The organism is Streptomyces sp. V4I2, from assembly GCF_030817655.1.
GTDB classification, from domain to species: domain Bacteria; phylum Actinomycetota; class Actinomycetes; order Streptomycetales; family Streptomycetaceae; genus Streptomyces; species Streptomyces plumbiresistens.
The window spans coordinates 479,956-502,098 of record NZ_JAUSZM010000003.1 but is presented as its reverse complement, the minus strand read 5'-3'; the positions used below and the strand labels follow the sequence as shown (position 1 = coordinate 502,098).

At 69.3% G+C, this 22,143-nt stretch carries 19 protein-coding genes and 1 pseudogene; 15 read left to right on the top strand and 5 right to left on the bottom strand.

The window, feature by feature from the left end; all coding sequences use genetic code 11:
• Positions 1-10: 10 nt before the first annotated feature.
• The 3 genes from QFZ76_RS02995 to QFZ76_RS02985 all read left to right on the top strand — a co-directional run bounded on the left by QFZ76_RS02995 (position 11) and on the right by QFZ76_RS02985 (position 2,648).
• Complete coding sequence (locus QFZ76_RS02995; protein ID WP_307672204.1) at positions 11-733, top strand: GntR family transcriptional regulator; 723 nt, start codon at positions 11-13, stop codon at positions 731-733.
• Entirely contained in the window at positions 730-1,575 is an 846-nt protein-coding gene (locus tag QFZ76_RS02990) for an SDR family NAD(P)-dependent oxidoreductase (RefSeq protein ID WP_307672203.1), read from the top strand. Before QFZ76_RS02995 ends, QFZ76_RS02990 begins: the two co-directional genes overlap by 4 nt.
• A 365-nt stretch (positions 1,576-1,940) precedes the next feature.
• Positions 1,941-2,648, top strand: a complete 708-nt coding sequence (locus tag QFZ76_RS02985) for a GntR family transcriptional regulator (RefSeq protein ID WP_307672202.1) — start codon at positions 1,941-1,943, stop codon at positions 2,646-2,648.
• 201 nt (positions 2,649-2,849) lie between these two features.
• Here QFZ76_RS02985 and QFZ76_RS02980 read toward each other — a convergent pair whose 3' ends face one another.
• Positions 2,850-4,091, bottom strand: a complete 1,242-nt coding sequence (locus tag QFZ76_RS02980; protein ID WP_307672201.1) for an acyl-CoA dehydrogenase family protein — start codon at positions 4,089-4,091, stop codon at positions 2,850-2,852.
• A gap of 212 nt (positions 4,092-4,303) precedes the next feature.
• On the opposite strand from QFZ76_RS02980, the gene QFZ76_RS02975 reads away from it, so the two are divergent.
• The 4 genes and pseudogenes from QFZ76_RS02975 to QFZ76_RS51635 form a co-directional block, all read left to right on the top strand.
• Positions 4,304-5,470, top strand: coding sequence for a flavin reductase (locus QFZ76_RS02975; protein ID WP_307672200.1), 1,167 nt, complete (start codon positions 4,304-4,306; stop codon positions 5,468-5,470).
• 73 nt (positions 5,471-5,543) lie between these two features.
• Entirely contained in the window at positions 5,544-6,785 is a 1,242-nt protein-coding gene (locus QFZ76_RS02970) for an acyl-CoA dehydrogenase family protein (protein ID WP_307672199.1), read from the top strand.
• An 89-nt stretch (positions 6,786-6,874) separates the two neighbouring features.
• Positions 6,875-7,903 (top strand): alpha/beta fold hydrolase, encoded by a 1,029-nt coding sequence (locus tag QFZ76_RS02965; protein WP_307672198.1) that lies wholly within the window; start codon positions 6,875-6,877, stop codon positions 7,901-7,903.
• Positions 7,852-8,478, top strand: a pseudogene (locus QFZ76_RS51635) (FAD-binding oxidoreductase); the annotation flags it as partial. The gene QFZ76_RS02965 and the pseudogene QFZ76_RS51635, both read left to right, overlap by 52 nt.
• Before the next feature lie 281 nt (positions 8,479-8,759).
• Here QFZ76_RS51635 and QFZ76_RS02960 read toward each other — a convergent pair.
• On the bottom strand, positions 8,760-9,344 hold the full coding sequence (locus QFZ76_RS02960) for a hypothetical protein (protein ID WP_307672197.1): 585 nt from the start codon (positions 9,342-9,344) through the stop codon (positions 8,760-8,762).
• Positions 9,345-9,520: 176 nt separating this feature from the next.
• On the opposite strand from QFZ76_RS02960, the gene QFZ76_RS02955 reads away from it, so the two are divergent.
• From QFZ76_RS02955 to QFZ76_RS02945, 3 genes are all read left to right on the top strand, one after another.
• Positions 9,521-10,360 carry an SDR family NAD(P)-dependent oxidoreductase gene (locus tag QFZ76_RS02955; protein WP_307672196.1) on the top strand — a complete coding sequence of 280 codons (840 nt, stop codon included), beginning with the start codon at positions 9,521-9,523 and terminating at the stop codon, positions 10,358-10,360.
• Positions 10,361-10,663: 303 nt separating this feature from the next.
• Positions 10,664-11,902: a transposase gene (locus QFZ76_RS02950; RefSeq protein WP_307672195.1), complete on the top strand. Its 1,239-nt coding sequence runs from the start codon at positions 10,664-10,666 to the stop codon at positions 11,900-11,902.
• A gap of 125 nt (positions 11,903-12,027) precedes the next feature.
• Positions 12,028-12,168 carry a hypothetical protein gene (locus QFZ76_RS02945; protein ID WP_307672194.1) on the top strand — a complete coding sequence of 47 codons (141 nt, stop codon included), beginning with the start codon at positions 12,028-12,030 and terminating at the stop codon, positions 12,166-12,168.
• 63 nt (positions 12,169-12,231) lie between these two features.
• On the opposite strand, the gene QFZ76_RS02940 is transcribed toward QFZ76_RS02945, so the two are convergent.
• On the bottom strand, positions 12,232-13,824 hold the full coding sequence (locus QFZ76_RS02940) for an FAD-binding oxidoreductase (RefSeq protein ID WP_307672193.1): 1,593 nt from the start codon (positions 13,822-13,824) through the stop codon (positions 12,232-12,234).
• A complete protein-coding gene (locus QFZ76_RS02935) occupies positions 13,821-14,783 on the bottom strand; it encodes an NAD(P)H-binding protein (protein ID WP_307672192.1) in 963 nt (320 codons plus the stop codon). The genes QFZ76_RS02940 and QFZ76_RS02935 overlap by 4 nt, the downstream gene beginning before the upstream one ends.
• A 442-nt stretch (positions 14,784-15,225) precedes the next feature.
• On the opposite strand from QFZ76_RS02935, the gene QFZ76_RS02930 reads away from it, so the two are divergent.
• The 5 genes from QFZ76_RS02930 to QFZ76_RS02910 all read left to right on the top strand — a co-directional run bounded on the left by QFZ76_RS02930 (position 15,226) and on the right by QFZ76_RS02910 (position 21,053).
• Complete coding sequence (locus tag QFZ76_RS02930) at positions 15,226-16,767, top strand: sugar ABC transporter ATP-binding protein (RefSeq protein ID WP_307672191.1); 1,542 nt, start codon at positions 15,226-15,228, stop codon at positions 16,765-16,767.
• Positions 16,764-17,786 carry a hypothetical protein gene (locus tag QFZ76_RS02925; protein WP_307672190.1) on the top strand — a complete coding sequence of 341 codons (1,023 nt, stop codon included), beginning with the start codon at positions 16,764-16,766 and terminating at the stop codon, positions 17,784-17,786. The genes QFZ76_RS02930 and QFZ76_RS02925 overlap by 4 nt, the downstream gene beginning before the upstream one ends.
• Complete coding sequence (locus QFZ76_RS02920) at positions 17,783-18,853, top strand: ABC transporter permease (protein WP_307672189.1); 1,071 nt, start codon at positions 17,783-17,785, stop codon at positions 18,851-18,853. The genes QFZ76_RS02925 and QFZ76_RS02920 overlap by 4 nt, the downstream gene beginning before the upstream one ends.
• A 120-nt stretch (positions 18,854-18,973) precedes the next feature.
• Entirely contained in the window at positions 18,974-20,260 is a 1,287-nt protein-coding gene (locus QFZ76_RS02915) for a substrate-binding domain-containing protein (RefSeq protein ID WP_307672188.1), read from the top strand.
• A 13-nt stretch (positions 20,261-20,273) separates the two neighbouring features.
• Complete coding sequence (locus QFZ76_RS02910; RefSeq protein ID WP_307672187.1) at positions 20,274-21,053, top strand: SDR family NAD(P)-dependent oxidoreductase; 780 nt, start codon at positions 20,274-20,276, stop codon at positions 21,051-21,053.
• A gap of 53 nt (positions 21,054-21,106) precedes the next feature.
• On the opposite strand, the gene QFZ76_RS02905 is transcribed toward QFZ76_RS02910, so the two are convergent.
• Complete coding sequence (locus tag QFZ76_RS02905) at positions 21,107-21,856, bottom strand: GntR family transcriptional regulator (protein ID WP_307672186.1); 750 nt, start codon at positions 21,854-21,856, stop codon at positions 21,107-21,109.
• Positions 21,857-22,143 lie beyond the last annotated feature (287 nt).

Below are 22,143 nucleotides of genomic sequence, written 5' to 3'. Positions count from 1 at the left end.
CCTGGGACGGGTGGCAGCGCCCCTGCGTGAACAGGTGGGCGCCCTCCTGCGCGAGGCGATCGCGGACCTCCGTCTGGTGCCGGGACAGCGGCTGGTGGAACGCGAGCTGGTCGACCAGCTCGGCGTCTCGCGGACCACCGTCCGCGAGGTCCTGCGCGAGCTGACCGCCGAGGGGCTGGTGAGCGTCGTGCCGAACCGGGGTGCGGTGGTCACTGCTCCCTCGTTGGAGGACGCCCGCGACCTGTACGACGTACGCGCGTCGTTGGAGTCGCTGATCGTTGAACGATTCTGTGCGCGGGCCGCGCGTTCACAGGTCCTGCGCCTCGGGGCGGCCGTCGATGGGTTCGCCGAGTCCGTCGCCGAGCGGCAGGACATCCGTAGCGTCCTAGTGACGAAGGACCGGATATACGAGGTGCTCGTCGAAGGCGCCGGTTCGGCGGCCTTGCGGCAGATCGCCGACGGTATCCAGGCCCGGGTGCGGATGCTCCGAGCCACCTCCATGTCCGCCGACGGCCGGGCCGACGCCTCCGTCGACGAGCTGCGCGCGATCGCCGCGGCCATTGAGGCGAAGGACGCCGTGGCCGCCGCGTCGCTGTACCGCGACCACATCCAGGCGGCGTCCGTCACGGCGCTGCGCAACCTCAAGCAGAGCTTGAGTCCCGACCCCCCTACGACAACCACGACACCTACGACAACCACGACACCTACGACAGACGTGAGGCGAACGAGATGACACTGCGCGGACTGGCTGGGAAGGTCGCCGTCGTCACGGGGGCCGCGGGCGGCCTCGGACGTGCCACGGTGGAGCGGCTCGCCGAGGAGGGGGTGCAGGTCGTCGCCGTCGACCTCGACGAAGGTGCTGCCAAGGCGGTCGCCGCGGCGGTGCCCGGAGATGCCGTCGGAGTCGGTGCGGACGTGGCCACCGAGGACGGCGTGAACGCGTACATGCAGGCTGCCGTTGCCGCGTTCGGACAGGTGGACCTGCACCATCTCAATGCCGGGATCGCCGGCTCCTTGACCGACCTCGTCGACGTGTCCGTCGAGGAGTGGGACAAGGTGATGGCCGTCAACCTGCGGGGCCCGTTCCTCGGCGTACGGGCGGCATTCCGCCACTACCTCGAGCGCGGCAGTGTCGGGTCCATCGTCGTCACCTCCTCCATCGCAGGCCTGCGCGGGAGCAACGACCTGCTCGCGTACACCACCTCGAAGCACGGCACGGTTGGGCTGGTCCACGGCGCCGCCGTCTACGGGGGGCCCATCGGAGTGCGGGTGAACGCCGTGGCTCCGGGCATTGTGCCCACGCCGATCTTCGGCGAGGCCGGCATGGCCGACATGCGCCGGCGCGCGGCCACGTCGCCGCTGCGGCGCGCCGGCAGGCCGGACGAGGTGGCTGCGACGGTGGCGTTCCTGCTCAGCGACGAGGCCACCTACGTCACCGGTGAGATCCTCTCCGTCGACGGTGGCGCCAGTGTCCAGAACACCAACCGCCGCGGCGGGGGAGCGGGTCTGTGGGACGTCTCGGTGACGGACGACGCGCTCCTCGAGCGGCATCGCGCGGGGGATGCCTCCCGGTGACGGGTGACGGGTGACGGGTGACGGGTGACGGGTGACGGGTGACGGGTGACGGGTGACGGCGATGCGAGCCGCTCTGCCGGCAGGCGTCGCACCCACCTTCACGGCCGAGGCGGACGGCGCGTCGTAGGGGACCTCGGGCGCGGGCAGCCCGGCGGCTCCACCGGTACGGCGCAGCCGGCGTCGTCATTGCCACTCGCCCGGTCGGCGCGGCCGACGTCGTGGACCGCCCTCTCGTGCCAGATCGGTCAGGTCGCGTCTCGCGACCTGACCGATCTGGCACTCACCGGCGCAGGCGTGGGTTCTCGGTCTGGAGAACCGGGTATCTTTGTAGGACGGTCTGATCGCCATTCAAGAAGGGTCGGGTCATGTCCATGACCTCCAACTCGCTCGCCTCGGCCTGGACAACGAGCCCTGTCGGCCGTGTCGCCGCACCGCTGCGCGAGCAGGTTGCCACGGCCCTGCGCGAGGCGATCCTGGACTTTCGCCTGGAGCCGGGCCAGCGTCTCGTCGAGCGGGAGCTGGTCGAGAAGCTCAACGTCTCGCGAACGACCGTGCGTGAGGCGCTCCGGGAGCTGACCTCCGAAGGTCTGATCAAGGTCGTGCCCCAGAAGGGCGCCGTGGTCGCGGTGCCCACCCTGGACGAGGCGCGCGACCTCTACGAGATCCGGGCCGCCCTGGAGAGCCTGCTGGTGAGACGGTTCGTCGAGAAGGCGACGCGCTCGCAGGTGCACGCCCTGCGAGTGGCGGCGGAGCGGTTCGCCGAAGTCGCGTCGGAGGAGTCCGCCGAGCCGCGCAAGGTCCTGAAGGCGCGTCACCACTTCAACGACATCCTGCTGGCGGGTGCCGGCAGCGGGGTGCTGAGGCAGCTCGTGGAGAGCGTCCAGGCCAAGGTGCGGGTGCTGCGGGTCAAGGGCATGTCGGCAGACCACACCGAGGCGATCCAGGAGTTGCGCGACATCGTCACCGCCGTCCGGGAGCGGGACGCGGACACGGCGGCCGAGGTCTCCACCAAGCACACGCGGCGCGTCGCCGCCAACGTCCTCCAGAGCCTGAAGGAGATACAGGACCGGTGAGGCTCGCGCAGACGGCAGACGGCAGACGGCAGACGGCAGACGGCAGACGGCAGACGGCAGACGGCAGACGGCAGACGGCCGAGGAGCCGGGCGCCGGCGGCGGCGAGGACCGTGGTTCCGAGCCTCTTGACAGGGGCTCGGTAACCCAGTCCGGTCCCACTGCGGTGCATGCCGGCTGGAACGCCGTCGCCACGTGGTGGCTCAGAACGTCAGCGGCTGCCCGAAGTGGTAGCGCGAAAGCGCCCCGTACGTGACGTCCCACTGTGCGGCGATGTGCGTCCTGAACATCGCCACGTCCCGGTAGTACTTCGCCATCGGCGATCCGAGTCGCGCCGAGCTGGACCCGGCCGAGGAGAAGGCCAAGTCGACGGCGTCGTTGGCCAGTTGAGCGCCCTGAAGGATCACGCCACGCAGCCGGGCGTCCTCCTCGGGCGTGAACTCCTGGCGTGTGCGCTCCCAGCGCCGCCCCAGCTCGGTGTACTGGCGCATCGCGCCGAGCAGCAGGGTCTCGGCGGCGTCGGTCTGCGCGAGCATCTTGCCGTACCAGCGGTGGTACTCCGTGGACTCGGTCCTCGGCATCATGGGCGGGAAACTTGTCGGGCGCTCCGTCATCAGCTCCTCGAACATGTCGACGGCAGCCCAGGCGGCGCCGATCTGCGTGGCGGCGAGCTCGCAGTTGAAGAAGGCGATCGTCCGGCCCAGGTACATCGGGTTGCGGTGCAGCTGGTAGCCGATCGTGCCCTGGTCGCCCAGGACCTGCTCCTTGAAGTCGTAGACCACGCTGAGGTGTTCGGGGACCAGCGCGTCCGGGACGTGGATGGAGTTCGAGCTGGAGGCCCGCATCCCCAGGATGCGGTCGCCGCCCCAGTCGTCGAGGATCTCGTAGTCGCACCGCGGGACGATGAACACGCGCAGCCCGAGCGCCTCGTCCGCATCGGTGAAGGTCGGGGCGACGAGCATCGCATGGGTGCTCCACATCGATCCCGAGCAGTAGTCCCACGTGCCGGAGAGCCGGTAGCCGTGCGCGGTGCGGACCGCCCGACCACGGGGAATGGTGCGACCGGGCGCGATGAGGTCGCCCGCGAAGAGCTCCGCCTGCGCCTGTTCGGGGAAGAAGGACGCGATGTGCCACGCGTGTCCGGCGCCGAGGATGAACGACCAGCCGACGCCCGGGTCGCCGCGTGAGATCTCTGTGCCGACACGGAGGAAGTCCTCAAGGGGCAACTCCAGGCCGCCGTACCGCTTCGGCTGGAGCATTCGGTAGAAGCCGGCGTCGAGGAGCTGTTTGTGGATCACCTCCGAGTAGCCGCCGAGCGCTTCGTGTTCTGTCTGCGCGGCCCGGAGGGCGGGGCGAAGTCTGGCGGCCACCCCGAGGAGGTGGTCGACCGTGCCCTCCGCCGCAGGGTGGGGCGCGGAGTCCGCGGCGTACAGGCTTGCGGCCATCGAGCTCTCCTCTCGACATGAAACTTTGTATGACGATACTATAGGCAGGCAGGGAATCAGCGCCAGTGGCGACCTTGGTTTGCCGAACCTTCTGGTCGGCACGTTCTATCCCCTCTTTACGCGATTGTGCGATCGTCATACAGTCCCGTATCGAGTTCACACAGAGTTCACGCGGAGCCCTGCCCGGCGGGCCTCCAGAGGAGTTGGTTGTGATGTCCACGCCGTCATCCGTCACGCAGGCCGGCCCCAGCCCGGTCACTTCGCGGGAGTTCCGCGACGTCATCGGGCGCTTCGCCACCGGCGTCACCGTCATTACGACGGAGTGCGACGGCACCCGGTACGGCAGCACCGCGAGCGCGGTCAGCTCGCTGACCGACGACCCGCCGATGCTGCTCATCTGTCTCAACCGGAACTCGGCCACCGCCGCGGCGGTGCGCGACAGCGGGGCCTTCGCGGTGAACGTCCTCGCCGAGGACCACGTGGACCTGGCCACGCGCTTCGCCTCGCGCGTCCCGGACAAGTACGACGGGGTGCCCACCGAAACCGCGTCTAACGGCTCGCCCTTGCTGGTCGGCGCCATCGCGCACCTCATCTGCCGGGTCGCCGAGCAGGTCGAGGCGGGCACCCACTACGTGTTCCTCGCCCACGTCGAGGAGGCGACGTCGTACTCCGGCCATCCGCTCGCCTACTTCCGCGGCCGCTTCGGCCGGATGCAGACGGCGCCGGAGGCCTCGGTCCTGCGCGAGGTCCGTGCCCGCGTGCTGGACATGGGCAGCGACTTCGAGGAGGCCATCGAAACCGGCCGGTGGGCCGAGGAGTTCGGGGTGGACGCCAACCGCATCCACCGCGCTCTGGCCGCGCTGGCCGACGAGGGGCTCATTCGGCGAGAGCGAGGGGAGTACCTCATCGCGCCCGTCCCGAACTCGATCATCGACGAGGTGTACAAGGCCAAGCTGGCCATCGAGATCGGCGTCGCGCAGTTGACCGTCGGGAAGGCGAAGCCGGAGCAGCTGGCGCGACTGCGTGAGCTCATGGAGGACACCCTCGGCTTCGTCCAGGACGGCCACTTCACCGACCCCGAGGGGTGGGTGCGCGCCAACGAGCGCTTCCACGAGTGCATGGTCGAGCTCGCGGGGTCCGCGATCCTGCTGGACACCTACCGCCGCCTCTGCCTGCCGGGGCTCAACCTGCGTGCACTGGACCGCGGAAGCTATGCCTCCAACTCGCTCCTCGACGACCATCGCGAGCTCGTCGAGGGCTACGAGGCAGCTGATCTGGCCCGGGTCGCCGCCGTACTCGGGCAGCACGCGCAGCGCCCGCTGGAGATGCGTGGCCAGGACGAGCTGCGCCGCGGCATCCACGTGACCGCCGTCGACTGAACCCCTCAAAACCACCTCTGCCGCTGCGACGGCAGCAAACGTGATGTGTGCCTCCGGGCGCTTAGGAGATGCGATGACCACAGCACACGCCGCCGCGCAGACCGACCTGGCCGCGCCGTCGGAAGAGGAGCTCGTCGAGCGGGCGAGGGCGATGCGGGAGGAGTTGCTCGCCCACCAGGAGGAGGCGGAGCGGCTGACCCACACCCCGCCGGACATCCACGAGAAGTTCCTCGCGAACCGCTTCTACGACATGTTCGTGCCGAAGACGTACGGCGGGCTCGAGACGTCACCCAAGACGTTCTTCGAGGTGTGCAAGGAGCTTGCCCGAGGTGACATGGGCAGCGCCTGGTGCTTCGCGCTCGCCGCGAACCACGCCCTCCACGTCGCCTCCTGGTACCCGAAGGAGGTTCAGGACCGGGCGTTCGACAACCGTGACTTCAGGGCGGCGTCGGTGTCCGCACCGACGGTCAAGGCCCAGAAGACCGAGGGCGGCTACGTCCTCAACGGCGTCGTCGACTACTGCTCCGGCATCCCCTACTCGACGTGGTATCTCGGCCAGTGCATGGTCGCGCAGGAGGACGGTTCCGCTCCGGTGATGGGCATGTTCCTGGCCCCGGAGAAGACCTTCGAGCGCCTGCACAACTGGGGCGAGTCGACCGGACTCAAGGCCACGGGCTCGGAGAGCATCAAGTTCACCGACGCCTTCGTGGAGACGGCCCTCGTCATCGAGGACGCCAACATGATCGACATCCCGGTGAAGGACGGCACGGTCGGCTCCCAGCTGCACGGCAACCCCATGTACGCCGGCCGCGGCCTGCTCACCTTCACGGTGTCGCTGGCAAGCCTGGCCGTGGGCGGCCTCTACCACGCTCTCGACGAGTTCGAACGGCTCATGCGCACCCGCAAGACCCCGCTGCCGCCCGTACAGCTTCGGCTGTACGACGTGGACTACCAGCGTCACTACGGCTCCGCCTGGACGAAGATCAAGACCGCCGAGCTGGCGCTCGACGGAGTCATCGCCAAGCACATGGAGTACTGCCGCGGCACAGTCGACGGCAGCCGGGAGTACACCTTCGTCGACGACTGGAGCCTGGCCTGCGTGGTCCGCGAGATCATCGTCCAGCTCTGGGAAACGCTCGAGCACGACCTGCTCCGCACCGTCGGGTCGGGTTCCATGCGGCAGGGCGAGAGGTTCGACCGGATCTTCCGTGACATGACCTCGCTCGTCACCCACCGGAACCCGATGCTGCGCGAGCAGGCGTTCCGCAACACCGCCAACCTGCTGCTGGAGATTCCGGCGCCCGAGGCCCGATGACCCTCCCCTCCTGCCTCACCTGTCCCCCCAACCTGCCCCACCGTCCCTCCCCGCGCCGCTGCGAGACAGGACCGACCATGGACCCGACCATGAGCAAGACACCACCCCATCTCGACGACAGGGTCGAGCCGATCACCGTCCGCACCGGGTCCTTCTGGGTTCCGGGGGAGCAGATCTCCACGCCGTACGGCACCCTCCCGCGCGGACCGCTCTACGTCGAGTGGATGTCACCGGTCGAGGTCACCCGCCCCTACCCGCTCCTCCTCGTCCACGGCGGCGGCGGGCAGGGCACCGACTGGCTCACCACACCCGACGGCCGGCAGGGCTGGGCGTACGACCTGGTCCGCGCCGGGTACGCCGTGTACGTCGTCGACCGGCCCGGCCACGGGCGCTCGCCGCACCACCCGGACGTGCTGGGAGACGTGGCCCCGCCGCTGCCGCTGGAGTTCGCGAGTTTCCTGTTCGCTCCGCCGGAAGCCGCCGGAACACAGACCCAGTGGCCCTGGGACCGCACGCTCGACGGGGAGGAGTTCCAGCAGCTCACCTCGGCGATGGGCTTCTTCATGGCCGACTTCGCCGAAGCGCAGCGGCTGGACGGCGAACGGCTCGCCGCACTGCTCGACCGCATCGGCCCGGCTGTGCTGATCACGCACTCCGCGGGCAGCCCCGGCGGGTGGCTCGCCGCGAACCGGCGCCCCGAGCTGGTCAAGGGGATCGTCGCGGTGGAGCCGATGGGGCCGCCGTACGCCGAGTTCCCGGGCCTGGGTGAGATCACCTACGGCCTGACCTACGCCGAGCTCGCGACCGAGCCGGCGATCGAGTCCCCCGAGCAGTTGAAGGCGGACCCCTCCCAGTACCGCATCCCCGGTCTCAGCGGCACCCCGGTCGGCGTCGTGACGGGCAGCGCGTCCGGCAGCGCGGCCCAGTCGCCGCCGCTGGTCGAGTTCCTCCGCGCGGTGGGCGCGGACGCCGCGCTGCTGGCGCTCGCCGACGCCGGGATCGTCGGCAACGGCCATGGGCTGATCCTGGAGGCCAACTCCTCCGACACGGTCAAGCCGGTCATCGCGTGGCTGGAGCGGCTGGAGACAGACCTCTCCTCCACGGGGGTGTCGCTGTGACGGCCGCCGCGGAAGACCGCACGAGCCCGACCGCCCAAGGCCTGCCGGACGAAGCGGTGCGCCGCCTCGTCGCGATCGTCGGCGCCGACGCGGTCCTGCTGTCCGACGACGAGCGGGACACCTACCGGGACCCGTACTGGTTCCAGGGCGACCGCACCTACGACTCCTCCGCCGTGGTGTTCCCCACCTCCACCGAGCAGGTGCGGGAAATCCTCCGGGTCGCGAACGAGTACCGCATCCCGGTATGGACGTCCTCCCAGGGACGCAACAACGGCTACGGCGGCCCGTCCCCCCGCGTTCGGGGCTCGCTCCTGATCAGCTTCCGCCGGATGAACCGGGTACTGGAGATCAACCGCGAGCTGGCGTACGCCGTCGTGGAGCCCGGAGTCCGGTGGTTCGACCTGTACGACGCGCTCGAGGCCTCCGGCAACGGTGACCTGTGGTGCTCCATCCCCGACATCGGCTGGGGCAGCGTCATCGGCAACTCCCTCGAGAACGGGGTGACTTACGGCCCGAACGGGTCGGGCTTCCAGAAGATCTGCGGGATGGAGGTCGTCCTCGCCGACGGGGAGCTGCTGCGGACCGGCATGGGCGCCGTACCGGGCAACCCGTCCTGGCACGTCTATCCGCGTGGTCTCGGTCCGGTGCTCGACCCGCTGTTCATGCAGTCCAACTACGGCGTCGTGACGCGCGCGGGCGTGTGGCTGCAGCGCCGTCAGGAGGCGTACGCCCCGGTCTATCTCACCGTTCCCCGGGACGACCAGCTCGCGCAGGCCGTCGACATCATCCGCGAGCTCCGCCTGGACGGCGTGATCGGGGGCGTACCGAACCTGCAGAACACGATCACCATGTCCGCTCAGTTCCCCGAGCTCCTCGGGGAGTTCATGGGCGCCGAGGGCCCGATGAGCGAGGAGGCCCTCGAAGAGCTCGCCACGCGCGCCGGCGTCGGGCGATGGGGGCTGCGCACCGCACTGTGGGGCGACGTGCCCGTCGTCGAGCACCAGCTGCGGCGCATCCGTGCGGCGTGGGCGGCCATCGACGGATCGCGTGTCGACCACAACCGCACCTTCCTGCGGGACGAGTGGGGCGAGCTGAGCACGTTCATGGAGAAGGTCCAGGCCGGGATCCCGAGCATGGACATGATGGAGGTTCTCCCGGAGTTCCTCGGGCACATCGGCTTCTCGCCCGTCGTACCTCTGACCGGCGGCGAGGTGCGCCGCGTCGTCGACATGATCCAGCGGCTCGTCACCGAGCGGGCCGGCACGAACTTCGTGTGCGCGATCTTTCCCATCAACGACCGCAGCGCCATCGTGTGCAGCAGCCTCAGCTTCGACACCCGCGACGAGAAGCAGGTACGGGCCGCGGTGGACACCGCGAAGATGCTGGTGAGCGAGGTGGGCGCACTCGGATACGGCGAGTACCGCGCGCACCTGGACTTCATGGACCTCGCGGCCGACCAGTACTCCTTCAACGACCACGCCTACCGGCGCTTCGTCGAGAAGATCAAGGACGCTGTGGACCGAACGGCATCCTGTCGCCCGGACGGCACGGCGTATGGCCCAGCGCCCACCGGACCGGCCCTTCGACTGACCTCACGACGAACGGGGAGGCTCGCCCATGACCGCGATCAAGGACGTCAGCGGCCTCGTCGCCGTCGTGACCGGCGGCGCTTCGGGCATCGGCAAGGGCATCGCGCAGCGGCTGGCGGAGCGCGGCGCGAACGTGGTGATCGCCGACATCGAGGAGGGTCCGCTCAGCACCACGGCCGCGGAGATCGCGGCCGTGGGCGTGCGCACCGACGTCTCGGACGCCGCGAGCGTGCAGGCGCTGGCCGACCAGGTCCTCGACCGGTTCGGCAAGGTGCACCTGGTGTTCAACAACGCCGGCGTGGCCCCGGAGTCGGCCATCGCCGACATGACTGTCGTGGACTGGAAGTGGATCATCGACGTCAACCTCCACGGCGTCATCCACGGCGTGAATGCCTTCCTGCCGCTGCTGAAACAGCACGGCGAGCCGGCGTACATGGTGAACACGTCCTCCATGGGCGGCTTCGTCGCCGACATGCCAGGACTGGGGGCGTACGCCACCACCAAGTTCGCCATCATGGCGCTCACCGAGGCGCTGGCCTGCGAGCTGGAGCGGGAGGGCTCCACCGTGGGCGCCGCGGTGCTCGCGCCGGGGACGGTCCGCAGCAACATCGCACGGAGCCTGCGTACCAGGCCCGCCGGGGTGGAGGACAGCAGCTTCGTGCAGAACGACATCTCCGAGAACAAGGAGCTCGCCGCGCTGCGTTGGCTGGACCCGGCCGAGGTGGGCGACATCGTGCTCGCCGGCCTCGCGCGCGGCGAGACCCACATCGTCACCCATCCCGAGTGGTACCCCATGGTCGCCGAGCGCGCGGCCAGGATCGAGGCGGCGTTCGGCCGCGCATCCGCCGTCACCGCAGGAGAACTCTGATGCCCACAGACCCGAAGGACGTCGTCCGCGCATTCGTTGACGCCCTCAACCGTCAGGACTGGGACCGTGTCGGCGGGCTGATCACCCCGGACTTCAGCGAATTCTTGCGAGGAACACCGGGCGTTTACGCTCGGGAGGAATCGCATCCCCGTGGCTGCGGCGCGGAGCGCCGCAGCATCACTGTGTCGGCTCGGCCGGGGAGCGGCCGGGTGATGCGAGCGCGTGGTCGGTTGAGTCACTCGATGTGATGAACGCGGCCGAACGCGTGGTGGCATCTCGTACGGGTGCCTACGATCAGTGATCGTGAAGCTGGTGGTGCAGGTCAAACTGGAGCCGACGCCCGGACAGGCGGCGGCGCTTGAGGCGACCCTGCACGCCTGTAACGAGGCCGCCACCTGGGTAAGTGAGATCGCCTTCGAGCGCGGGGAGTTCAAGAACTTCCCCCTGCGCAAGCACACCTACGACGAGGTGAAGTCGAGGTGGAGCCTGGGCGCGCAGGCCGCCCAGCACGTGATCAAGAAGACCTGTGATGCGTACACCACGCTGAAGGCGAACCTGAAGGCCGGCAACCTCGGCAAGCCCGGCTCGAAGCGCTACCGCAAGGCCACCGAGAAGCCGGTCGCCTTCCGCCCCCAGGGCGCCCAGCCCTACGACGACCGGATGCTCTCGTGGCAGATCGCCGCGCGCACGGTGTCGGTCTGGACCACGTCGGGGCGGGTCAAGAACGTGGCCTTCACCGCCTCGGTGGAGCAGCTCGCCACGCTCGCCCTGTACCGCAAGGGCGAGTCCGACCTGCTGGAACGCGACGGCATGTGGTTCCTCAGCGCCACCTGCGAGGTTCCCGAGGCGGAGCTGAACACGGCTCCGGCGGACTTCCTCGGCATCGACCTGGGCATCGTGAACATCGCAACCACATCCGACGGCGAGATCATGGCCGGGCGCGAGCTCAACCGCGTCCGGGTCCGTGAGCGCGGCCTGCGCACCAAACTGCGGAAGAAGAACACCCCGTCCGCGAAACGGCGCCTGAAGAAACGCAGGCGCAAGGAGGCGCGGCGGGCCAAGGACATCAACCACAAGATCGCGAAACATGTGGTGGCCGAGGCAGAACGCACCGGTCGCGGAATCGCCCTGGAAGAGTTGACGGGCATCCGTGAGCGGGTACGGCTTCGCAAGCCCCAACGGGCCACCCACTCCTCCTGGGCGTTTCACCAGCTCGGAGAGTTCATCGCGTACAAGGCCCGCAAGGCCGGGGTGCCAGTAGTGCACGTCGACCCGGCGTACACCTCGCGCACCTGCGCCGAATGTGGGCACATCGACCCGGCGAACCGGGTCTCCCAGGCCTTCTTCGCATGCCGGAACTGCGGATTCGTTGATCACGCAGACCGGAACGGCTCCCGCAACATCCGCGCCCGCGCGTGGGAGTTGTGGCGACGCGGGGCCCAGTCAACGGCCCCCGCCCCACTCCGGAATTCCCAGGGTGGGGCTGGACGCAAACGCAGCATCACAGCCAGTGATGCCCGTTGTGCAAGCCCGGGACTTTAGTCCCGGGTAGTTGACCTACACGATCATGTCGTACGACCTGCCCGGGGCCCAGACGCCGCTGCCGGGAACTGATTCTCGAGACGGCGAAGGCCGGTTACGGCGAGTACCGGGCCCACCTCGACGCGATGGACCTGGTCGCCGACCAGTACGACTTCAACGACCACGCGATGCGCCGCTTCACCGAAAAGCTCAAGGACGCGATCGACCCGGTCGGGATCCTCGCCCCCGGCAAGCAGGGAATCTGGCCGGCCGCGCACCGACCCTGATAGCAGGAACAAGCACTGAGGCCCCGGCTGTTGCCGGGGCCTCACCGCATGTCAGAGACCGTCTCAGTCGCGGTCGGCGAGGTGCCGCAGCCTCTCCGGCCAGATGCCGTGGCGGCCGGGCGACAGGATGCCGTTCGGGTCCACCGCGTCCTTGATCGTCTCGCAGAACCGCCGGTAGGCGTGGTCGTTGAAGGAGTACTGCGCCGATGCCAGGTCCATGAAGTCCAGGTGGGCGCGGTACTCGCCGTAGCCACGCTTGCCCGCCTCGGCCACCAGCACCTTCACCGCGTCGTAGGCCTTCCGGCACTGCTCCGCGTCGCGGTAGTCGTAGTTGAGGCCGGTGACGTAGAGCGCCGTCCGCTCATTGATGATCAGCAGCCCTCCGGCGACGTTGACGCCGACCTTCTCCCTGACGATCCGGTCGAAGAGGTCGACGACCTCCCGTACGTCGGTCCCGACCAGCGGGATGGCGGGGGAGAAGCCGATGTGGGCGATGCCTTCCGGGATGGCGTCGAGCAGCTCGACGGTGGGAAGGCCCGCCTGGCACTTGTCGGGGATGGTGTGGAGCTGGTCGTACTCGTCGGGGCCGTACGTCCGCTCGAAGAGAACCTTGCCGCCGGGAATCGCGCTCCACGCCTTGCGGATCTTGTCCAGCTGGTACTCGACGATGGGGGTGTCACCCCACAGGGCCCCGCGCATGGCCCACCGGCCGAGACCCGTCGCGTCGGCCAGCTCGTCGAGCGTCTCCTCGCTGAACGCCCCCTCCGCGCCGGCGAACCGGCCCATCACGTCGGGGAACTGGGCCGCCAGCGTCACGGTGTTGTACATGCTCGGTACGCCGCGCAGAGTGCCGTCCAGGCGGAGCCCTCGGATGATGTCGATCGCCTGATCGAGGTGCTCGTCCCGTGGCACCGTCAGGAAGAACGGCGCGTAGGCCTGTGGCCGTGGCATGAGCCAGTAGCCCATCCTCGTGACGATGCCGTAGTTGCTCTGCATGAACAGGCCGTCGAGGACCGGGCCGAGGCCGCGCTTGTAGGTGTGCCAGGACTTGTTGTCCGGGATGGCACCCATGCCGGTGCGCAGCAACTCGCCGTTGGCCAGCACGACTTCCATCCCGCATGGCGCCATGAAGTCGGCGCCGTAGGGCTGGTAGGTGATCCCGCAGTCGAGGGAGTTGCCGATGACGCTTCCCCAGCCGAGGTCGGGAACGGTCACCATCAGGTCCTCGTTGCCGGACTCCTTCAACGCCTCATGCAGGTCGAACCATCGCACGCCCGGCTCGACCACCGCGTAGGCCAGGTCACGGTTGATCTCGAGGACGCGGTTCATCCGGGTCAGGCTGACCACGACGGTCGCCTTGATACGGGGAGAGGAGCCGCCGTACCCGTAGTTGCGGCCCTGCGAGGACGTCCAGATCGGCACTCCGAACTCGCCTGCGATCCGGACGACCGCCTGCACCTCCTCGGTGCTGCGGGGCAGCAGGACCGCGGCCGGGTCGTAGGTGTCGTCGTCGCGGTGCCAGTACTTGTCGCGGTACTGCTCGTGGAAGCGGCCCTCTCCGAGGACGACACCGTCTTCACCGAGTACGTCGGTGAAGGCCTGCAACGCCTTCTCGCCGAGGTACGTCGTGTCCTCGCCGGTGTGCGCGCTGGTCATCGTGCTGCCTCCACAACGCTGTCGACCGGGGCCGGCTGCGGGGCGGCGCCCGCGGGCGGCCAGGTGGGCGCGGCCGCTTCGAGCACCGAGCGCATCGAGCGCGGGGCCCGCCCGCCCAGGGTCAAAACGGCGTCGCTGAGGGACGACATGTGCCCCACGCGGATCGCGCGGCTGAAGGACACCATGTCGTCACTGTTCCACGGGATGGGGGAGGAGGACATGTCGTCCTGGTACTCCCGGGGTACACCCATGGCGTCGAACATGGCGTACTGGTCCTCGTCGCTGATCGGGACGTACTCGATGGCGGCGCCGCTGATCTCGGCGGCCATGGCGCACACTTGACGGTAGGTCAGCTTCTCCGGACCGGTGACCTCGTAGGCCCGGTTGTCCTCGCCCCGGCCGAGCAGCGCGCCGACGGCGGCAGCCGCGCAGTCCTCCTTCGCGACGAACCCGACCGTGCCCTCACCCCAGGCCCCGATCATCTTCCCGGTGGCGACGGCGCCCGGAGCGATGAAGTAGGCCACCGCCTCGGCGTACTGGGCGTCGCGCAGCGCGTTCCAGCGCAGGCCCGAGTCGCGGAGCATCGCCTCGGTCGCGCGGTGCTCGACGCAGACGACGGCGTCGTTCTCCTCGATACCGGCGCCGACGATCGACGTGTAGGCGATGTACTGGACCCCGGCGCGCCCGGCCGCCTCGATCGCGTTGCGGTGGAACCCGATCCGCGACCCGACCTGGGCGGTGGAGACGATCAGCAAGCGCTGCGCCCCCGTGAAGGCGGTTTCCAGGCTGTCCGGCTCGGCGAAGTCGGCGTACCGCACCTGCGCGCCGCGGTCGGCGAAGGACTGCAGCTTCTCGGGAGCCCGCGTGGTCAGAATGACCTGGTCGGCGGGAACCGACTCGAGCAGCAGCTCTGCTGCGGTCTGTGCCAGCTCTCCGCTGGCACCGGTGATGAGGTACACGCGCGCTCCTTATGTGCTCACCGGCCCGGCCCGCCCGGACGGTGTGACGACCCCGTCAGAACCCGCTGGGTGGGGCGTTCTACGGCTGGGCGTTTCAGTAGACGCTACTCTTTGTATGACGAGACGACAATCGCTGGGCTGAGATTCCTGGTGACAGCGACGGGGTGCGGACCTCCGGCGCCCCACGGCCACCTCGATCGCGTTGCGGTGGAACCGGCCATGGCCCGCGTCGGCTTGCTGTCGGGGCCCGTTGCGGCCCTCCGTCACGGGACTCTGACGGCCGATGGCGGTGTGATGCCCCGAGAAATCCGGTTCATGAGATGGGTTTCCGCCTATGGACGTCGGTTTCGGCAGACACTACTGTCTCCCTCGCTCAGCTTTGTATGACCAGACGACAATCACACAGTCTGGGAATCCAAGTCCTCATAGTCAGGAGGGGTCAGTGGCGACCCACCCGCTCACAGCCGAGCCGGACACCGTCCTGGCGGTCGACGGTCTGAGGAAGCACTTCGGTCCGACGGTCGCTCTACGAAACGCCGGCCTCCGCCTGCTCCCGGGCGAGGTGCACGCCCTCGTGGGGGAGAACGGGTCCGGGAAGAGCACACTGGTCAAGATCCTCAGTGGAGTGCACCGCCCCGACGTCGGTTCCATGGAGGTCGGCGGTCGGCCCTTTGCCCCGCGGATGCCCGCCCAGGCCTTGCGGGCGGGTATCGACACGGTGTTCCAAGAGGTGCTCGGCGTCGAGAACAGGACCGTGCTCGACAATCTGTGGCTCGGCGCGGACGGCCTGCTGCGCCCGGTGTCACGGGACGCGGGCCGACGCGCGAAGGCGGAGAAGATCCTCACCGCGCTGCTCGTCACGCCTCCGCCGCTGGACATCCCCTTCGGCGCGCTCCAGCTCAGCGACCGCCAGACCTGCTGCATCACCCGGTCACTGCTGCGCGACCCCAAGGTACTGATCCTCGACGAGGCGACCTCGGCGCTCGACTACGACACCCGCACCCGCCTGTTCTCGCTGCTGAAGGAACGAGCGGCGCAGGGCATGAGCATCGTCCTCATCACGCACCGGATGGACGAGATCCGCGAGATCGCCGACCGCGTCACCGTGCTGCGGTCGGGGGAGACGGTGGCCACCTTGGACGCCGACTGGGACCACGACGAGATGATCCGGCTGATGACGGGTGGCGCGCACCTGGTTCAGGACACGGTGCGCGTGGCCGCCGATGCCGCCGACACCGCCGAGCGCCCGGTCGTCCAACGGGTGCGGGGCTCCCGCCTCCGTCCGGGCGGCGCCCCGTGCGATGCGGTGTTCCGGCAGGGCGAGATCGTCGGCCTCGCCGGCCTCGAGGGCCACGGCCAGGACGAGTTCCTCCGGCTCCTCCTCGGGCACGGCGACACCGAAGGGGTCGTACGGATCGACGGTGACCGGGAGCACCGGGTGACCGACCCCAGGAGAGCCCGGGACCTCGGCATCGCGTACGTCCCGAGGGACCGGCGCGGGGAGTCGATCCTGCCGTGGTTCTCCATCCTGGACAACTTCGCGATCGCCACCGCCGGCCAGGACGTCAGGCGGGGGCTGCTGTCCGGACGCTCCGCCGAGAAGCGGTTCGGCCACTACGTCGAGCGGCTCAACATCAAGTACGGCCGCACGTCGGACGCGATCACCACGCTGAGCGGCGGCAACCAGCAGAAGGTCGTCATCGCCCGCTGGCTGGCCTCCCAACCCAAGGTCCTGCTGCTCAACGACCCGACAAGGGGTATCGACGTGGGCGCGAAACGCGACCTCTACCGGCTGCTGCGCGAGCTGTCCCGACTCGGACTGACCGTCGTCATGCTGTCCTCGGAGGTCGACGAGCACGTCGAGCTGATGGACCGCGTCCTGGTGTTCCGGGAAGGTTCGCTCGCCGCTGAGCTCGCACATGAGGAACTGAGCCGGGAACGGCTCGTCGACGCCTTCTTCGGCGGAGCGGCGGTGACCGCATGAGCACGACCAACCACCCGGCCCTTACCCCAGTCCCGGACCCAGGCCCGCAGACCACGGCCACGACAGCACCCCGGCGCAGCCTCAGATCCCTGTTCGCCCGGCACACCTACCTGTTCGCGCTCGGCCTGGCGCTGGCGCTGCTGGTCGCCAACCTCGTGAACCAGCCCAACTTCGGGGCCACCTCCCAGCTGGCCAACCTGGCTCCGCTCGGCATAGCCGCGATGGCGAGCGTGCCCTCGATCATGAGCGGTCGCGGGGGCATCGACCTGTCGATCAGCCCACTGATGACGTTGAGCGCTCTGCTCTACGCGACCCAGCTCCATCCGATCGGACTCGGTGGGTACGTCGCACTGCCAGTCCTCATGGTCACGGGTGCGCTGGTCGGAACCCTCACCGGTCTCCTCATCGTCGTCGGCCGGCTCCAGCCGATCGTCGTCACCCTCGCGATGTTCTTCGTCCTCACCGGCGTCGACCTCAAGCTGGCTCCCAGCCCGACCACCGTTTCCGGCACCTGGATGGCGAATTTCGCCGGGTCCATGGGACCGGTCCCGGGAGGGCTGGTCGCGCTCGCCATCCCGGTGGCCGTCTGGCTGCTGATCACCAGGCTGACGACATACGGCAGTCTCCTGCGCTCGGTCGGCGGCAACGACGTCACGGCGTTCACCAGCGGCGTGCCCGTCGGCGCCGTCCGCGTGCTCGCCTACGCCATGGGCGGCGCGATGGCGGCCGTGGGGGGCCTGGTGCTCATCGGCCTGGCATCGACGGCAGAGGCCGGCACAAGCTCCGCGTACACCCTCATCGCCATCGCGGCGGTCGCACTCGGCGGCATCCCGCTCCAGGGCGGGGGCGGCGGGATCGCCAACGCGCTCGCCGGCGCCGCCGCGATCTACCTGCTGCAGAGCCTGCTCGGAGTGCTGCAGGTCTCGCAGACCTGGCTGCAGGTGATCTACGGGGCCCTGCTCATCAGCGCGGTGCTCTTCGGCGCGATCGCGGCACGAGAACTGAAGGCAGGGCGATGATGACCACCCAGCAGGACTCGCTCAGCGCGGCCGAGGCCGCCCCCGGCGTCGACGCCGCGACGTCAGGAGCCGACTCGGCAGAAGTCCGCCCGACCCCCTCGGCCGGACAATGGCTCCTCTCCCTGCAGCGGCGGTTCCCGCTCGTCCAGGTCCTGCTCACCGTGGCCGTGTTCGCCTGGGGCGCGGCCACCATGCCGGGCTTTCTGGAGCCGACGAGCATCCGGTCGGTCCTCGTGCTCTGCGCGCTGGCCGGCCTGGCCTCGATCGGGCAGACACTGGTCGTACTGATCCGGGGGATCGACCTGTCCCTCGCCGGGTTCATCGTCGTCGGAGCGGTCACCGTGACCCGGTTCAGCGACGTTCCCGGCGTACCCCTCCCTGTCATGCTCGCCGTCGCCGTCGCCTGTGGCGCCACGGCGGGCGGCCTGGTCGGGTACATGTGCCACCGCTTCGCCATCCACCCGATCATCGTCACTCTCGCCGCAGGCTCGATCGCTGTCGGCGTGACCGCGGTCCTCAGCGGAGGGGGCTACGGCGCCGGTGCGCCCGGCTGGGCGACCCGCCTGAGCTCTCCCATGTCGTCGACCTTCGGCATCCCGGTGCCGCCGGTCGTGGTCATCTGGGTCCTCGCCACCGCCGTGGTCTCCGTCCTGCTGCACCGGACCCTGCCCGGCCGACGGCTCCTGGCCACGGGCGCCGGCCCGGTGGCCGCGGATCTCGCGCACATCAGCACGCGGAAGGTCTGGGTCACCGTGTACGCCATCTCCGCGGCGCTCGCGGTCCTCGCCGGCGTCGTGCTGGCCGGCTTCGCCGGGAATGTCGACAACCGGCTGGGCAACCCCTATCTCTTCCTGAGCATCGCCGCGGTGGTCCTCGGCGGGACAGCGTTCGGCGGGCCCGGGAGCTACACACGCACCACGGTCGGGGTGCTGCTGCTCACCGTCGTCTCCACCGTGCTCGTCGGCATGGGCTTCCAGGAAGCCGACCAACAGATCCTCAACGGCGTCGTCATCCTCGCCGCGATGGCCGTCTACGGCCGGGAGCGAAGGCTCCGCGACCAGGTCTAACGAGCCCGGCCAGTTCCTCCCGGGAGCCGGCCGGCCCGAGCAGTCCCCCTCGGGTCTGACCGGCCCGGCCCAGGTCTCTCTCGGGGCCTTCACCTGAGTACCCTCCATGAAAGGCAGTCCATGAACAGATCCACCCACCGGCGCGCCCGCACGCGCGTCGTGGCGTCATCCTCCGGCATCGTTCTCACGGTCCTGCTCGCCGGCTGCGGCGGATCGAGCGGCTCCGTCGGCAACGGCGCAGCCGGCGGCGGCACGACGGAGGCCAAGGGCAAGGCGTCCGCCGACTGCGGCCAGGTGCCGACCATCGCCCCCAAGGACCCCGACGGCGCCGTCAAGGAACTGCCCGCGGAGCTCCAGAAGGCCTACAACGCCTACGGCGAGGAGGTGTTCGCGAGCGCGTGGCGGGACAGGAAGGCGCTGGGCCGGCCCGCCAAGGTGGGCTTCTCGTACCTGCCTACCTCCAACGCGTACGCCGCCGCAGTCGTCAAGCAGCTGGAAGCGAGCTTCGCCAAGGCCAAGGCCGATGGCCTGGTCAAGGGCAAGCTGGTCAAGCGGATCATGACCGACCCGGCGACCATGACCCCGGCCGAGCAGATCCGCGGCTACAACGAGCTGGTCGACTCCGGCGTCGACGTCATCTACGTCACGCCGCTCTCCGGCGACGCGATGGTCGCCGCGGTTGACGCCGCCGGCAAGAAGGGGATCGTGACGGTCGCGCTCTCCTCGACCATCCGCTCCAAGTACGCCGTCAACGTGGCCGAGAACTCCTACCTGAACATCGCGGAGCCGACAGCCCTGGTCGCCGAGCAGCTCAAGGGCAAGGGCAACGTCGCGGTCGTTCGCGGCTTCCAAGGACTGTCCGCGGAAACGATCGGCTACAAGGCGGTCAAGGACGTCCTCGCCGCATGCCCTGACATGAAGGTGATCGGCGAGGTCAACGGCGCCTACGTGCCGCCGGTGGCCAAGGGCGAGCTGCTGAAGTTCCTGTCCAGCCACCCGCAGAAGATCGACATGGTGGCGCAGCTCGGCGTGATGGGTTCCGGGGTCTACGCCGCCTTCGAGTCGACCGGGCGGGACACACCCAAGGTCGTGGACGCCGGTGCGTCCGCCTCCTCGCTGGCCTCCTGGGAGAAGCTGGCAGCGGATGGCTACGAGACCGCCGGCACGGGTGGCAACGGCACCCAGCAGGCGAAGGCCTGGTTCGACGTCGGGATGCTGGTGCTCCAGGGAGCGGGCCCCAAAGTCGGCACGATCACCCGCGAGCCGTCGGTGATCACCAAGGACAACCTGGCCGACTACCTCCCGCAGGGTGCGAAGCCGAGCGACCTCGGAGAGGTCAAGGACGGCGAGCCGTGGATGCCCGAGGAGTACCTCGCCCAGTTCTTCGACAACCCTGCCAAGAACTGAGGGCAGGGCGCGCATGAGCGTTTCATCAAGCGACGGCCGCCGGGAGTCTTCCGGCGGCCGCCTCGCCGGCAAGGTCGCTCTCGTCACGGGCGCCGCCTCGGGCATCGGCCTGGCCACGGTCCGTCGTTTCGTCGACGAGGGCGCCCGGGTGGTGGCGGTGGACCTCGATGCCGAGCGAACGGCCAGAGCGGTGGCCGGGTACGACGGCGTGGTCCCGGTCGGTGCCGACATACGGGAGAGCGGTCAGGTCGACACGGCGTACGAGCGCGCTCTCGACGAGTACGAACGGCTCGACGTCGTGGTGAATGCCGCGGGCGTCTCGGGTGCGCAGGCAGACATCTGCGATCTCAGCGATGAGGATTTCAACGACGTCATCGCGGTGAACCTGGCGGGCACGTTCTACTCCGTGCGGGCCGCGGTGCGCGCGATGCGCCGCAACCGTCCGTCGAGCGGTTCCATCGTCAACCTCTCCAGCGTGGGAGCGCTGGCCAACTTTCCCCTGCCGGCGATGTACCCGGCGTCCAAGGCCGGCGTGCTGGGGCTGACCCGTGCGGTGGCCGCGCTGGTGGCGACCGACGGGATTCGCGTCAACGCGGTGGCGCCCGGGGCGACGGACACACCGATGCTGCCCCAGGACCGGGAGATCCGCCGTGCCGTCGTCGAGATGGGGGTGCTGCGCCGGGCTGCCTCCGCGGAGGAGATCGCGCACACGATTCTGTTCCTGGCAAGCGACGAATCGGCGTTCTACACGGGACAGACGCTGTCACCGAACGGCGGATACGTCATGCACTGAGCCGCAGGGCCGCAGTGGGCTCCAAGACCGCAGCGCTTACGAAGGAGTGCGGCTCAGAGCGTGGCGCCGCTGAACGGCAGCCCGCTGGTGGCGGAGAGACCCTCCAGCCCTGCGCGTTTCGCCTGTTCGATGTGGTGGTTGCAGGCACGCACCGCGGCGTCGGCGTTGCGTGCCTCGATCGCCTCGATCATCGTGCGCAGTTCCTGCACGCTGCGGCCTGTACGCCCGGGCTGCGCCAGCGACGTGGCCCGAAGCAGGCTGAGCCGGGCCTGTACGCCGCCCAGCGTGGAGTGCACCGAGCGGTTTCCGCAGCCGCGCAGCAGGACGTCGTAGAAGCGGTCCTTCGTCTTGAGGACCCGGAGTGTGTCGCCGGCACCGGTGGCGGCCTCGGCCAGTGCCTCGAACGCCTCGCGCAGCTCCGCCACCTGCTCGTCCGACGCCAGCTCGGTGAACCGGCGCACGGCCAGTGCCTCCAGCACGGCGCGCAGTTCGTACAGCTCCACGGCCTCCTGGGGCGAGGGCACCACGACGACGGCGCCCTTCTGCGGAATCGTCTTGACCAGGCCTTCCGCTGCCAGTTCGCGCAGTGCCTCACGGATGGTCGTGCGCGAGACGCCGATCTCCTCGATCAGCTCGCGCTCGATCAGCCGCTGGCCGGGGGCGTAGTGGAAGCTGAGGATGGCCTGACGCAGCACATCCAGCACCTGCTGACGCAGAGGCGCCGCGACGCGGCCCACCTGGGCGGCGAGGTCGGTGGTCTCGGCCGAGCTGCTACGGGGTGCTGAGTTCCCTGATACGGTCACGCTGATCAGGATACGGTAAGGCGATCGTACAACCCAGCGGCCTCGGGCTCCGGTAGGAGAATTTCGGCCATCGTCTCGCGATGTTCAAACGGACGACACATGGGCGGCCGATGTGGACGCCCCCCCCGGCGGCGCGTGTCGAGGGCCTTCGTAGGCCCCGCCGCGGCAGCTTCGGCAGCCGTCGGCTGTTACTGGGCGTGGATGCGCGTCCGGTTTGTCGGGCACCGGCTCGACCGCACGCTCCAGAGCCGCGCATCGCCGCCGAGCCGGGGCGGCGAGCGTGGTGC

What these genes read in the sequence shown, in the direction of transcription:
- QFZ76_RS02990 (WP_307672203.1), top strand. Translation starts at nt 730, where the DNA reads ATGACACTGCGCGGACTGGCTGGGAAGGTCGCCGTCGTCACGGGGGCC.
- QFZ76_RS02985 (WP_307672202.1), top strand. Translation starts at nt 1,941, where the DNA reads ATGTCCATGACCTCCAACTCGCTCGCCTCGGCCTGGACAACGAGCCCT.
- QFZ76_RS02980 (WP_307672201.1), bottom strand. Translation starts at nt 4,091, where the DNA reads ATGGCCGCAAGCCTGTACGCCGCGGACTCCGCGCCCCACCCTGCGGCG.
- QFZ76_RS02975 (WP_307672200.1), top strand. Translation starts at nt 4,304, where the DNA reads ATGTCCACGCCGTCATCCGTCACGCAGGCCGGCCCCAGCCCGGTCACT.
- QFZ76_RS02970 (WP_307672199.1), top strand. Translation starts at nt 5,544, where the DNA reads ATGACCACAGCACACGCCGCCGCGCAGACCGACCTGGCCGCGCCGTCG.
- QFZ76_RS02965 (WP_307672198.1), top strand. Translation starts at nt 6,875, where the DNA reads ATGAGCAAGACACCACCCCATCTCGACGACAGGGTCGAGCCGATCACC.
- QFZ76_RS02960 (WP_307672197.1), bottom strand. Translation starts at nt 9,344, where the DNA reads ATGAAGTCCAGGTGCGCGCGGTACTCGCCGTATCCGAGTGCGCCCACC.
- QFZ76_RS02955 (WP_307672196.1), top strand. Translation starts at nt 9,521, where the DNA reads ATGACCGCGATCAAGGACGTCAGCGGCCTCGTCGCCGTCGTGACCGGC.
- QFZ76_RS02945 (WP_307672194.1), top strand. Translation starts at nt 12,028, where the DNA reads ATGGACCTGGTCGCCGACCAGTACGACTTCAACGACCACGCGATGCGC.
- QFZ76_RS02940 (WP_307672193.1), bottom strand. Translation starts at nt 13,824, where the DNA reads ATGACCAGCGCGCACACCGGCGAGGACACGACGTACCTCGGCGAGAAG.
- QFZ76_RS02925 (WP_307672190.1), top strand. Translation starts at nt 16,764, where the DNA reads ATGAGCACGACCAACCACCCGGCCCTTACCCCAGTCCCGGACCCAGGC.
- QFZ76_RS02920 (WP_307672189.1), top strand. Translation starts at nt 17,783, where the DNA reads ATGATGACCACCCAGCAGGACTCGCTCAGCGCGGCCGAGGCCGCCCCC.
- QFZ76_RS02915 (WP_307672188.1), top strand. Translation starts at nt 18,974, where the DNA reads ATGAACAGATCCACCCACCGGCGCGCCCGCACGCGCGTCGTGGCGTCA.
- QFZ76_RS02910 (WP_307672187.1), top strand. Translation starts at nt 20,274, where the DNA reads ATGAGCGTTTCATCAAGCGACGGCCGCCGGGAGTCTTCCGGCGGCCGC.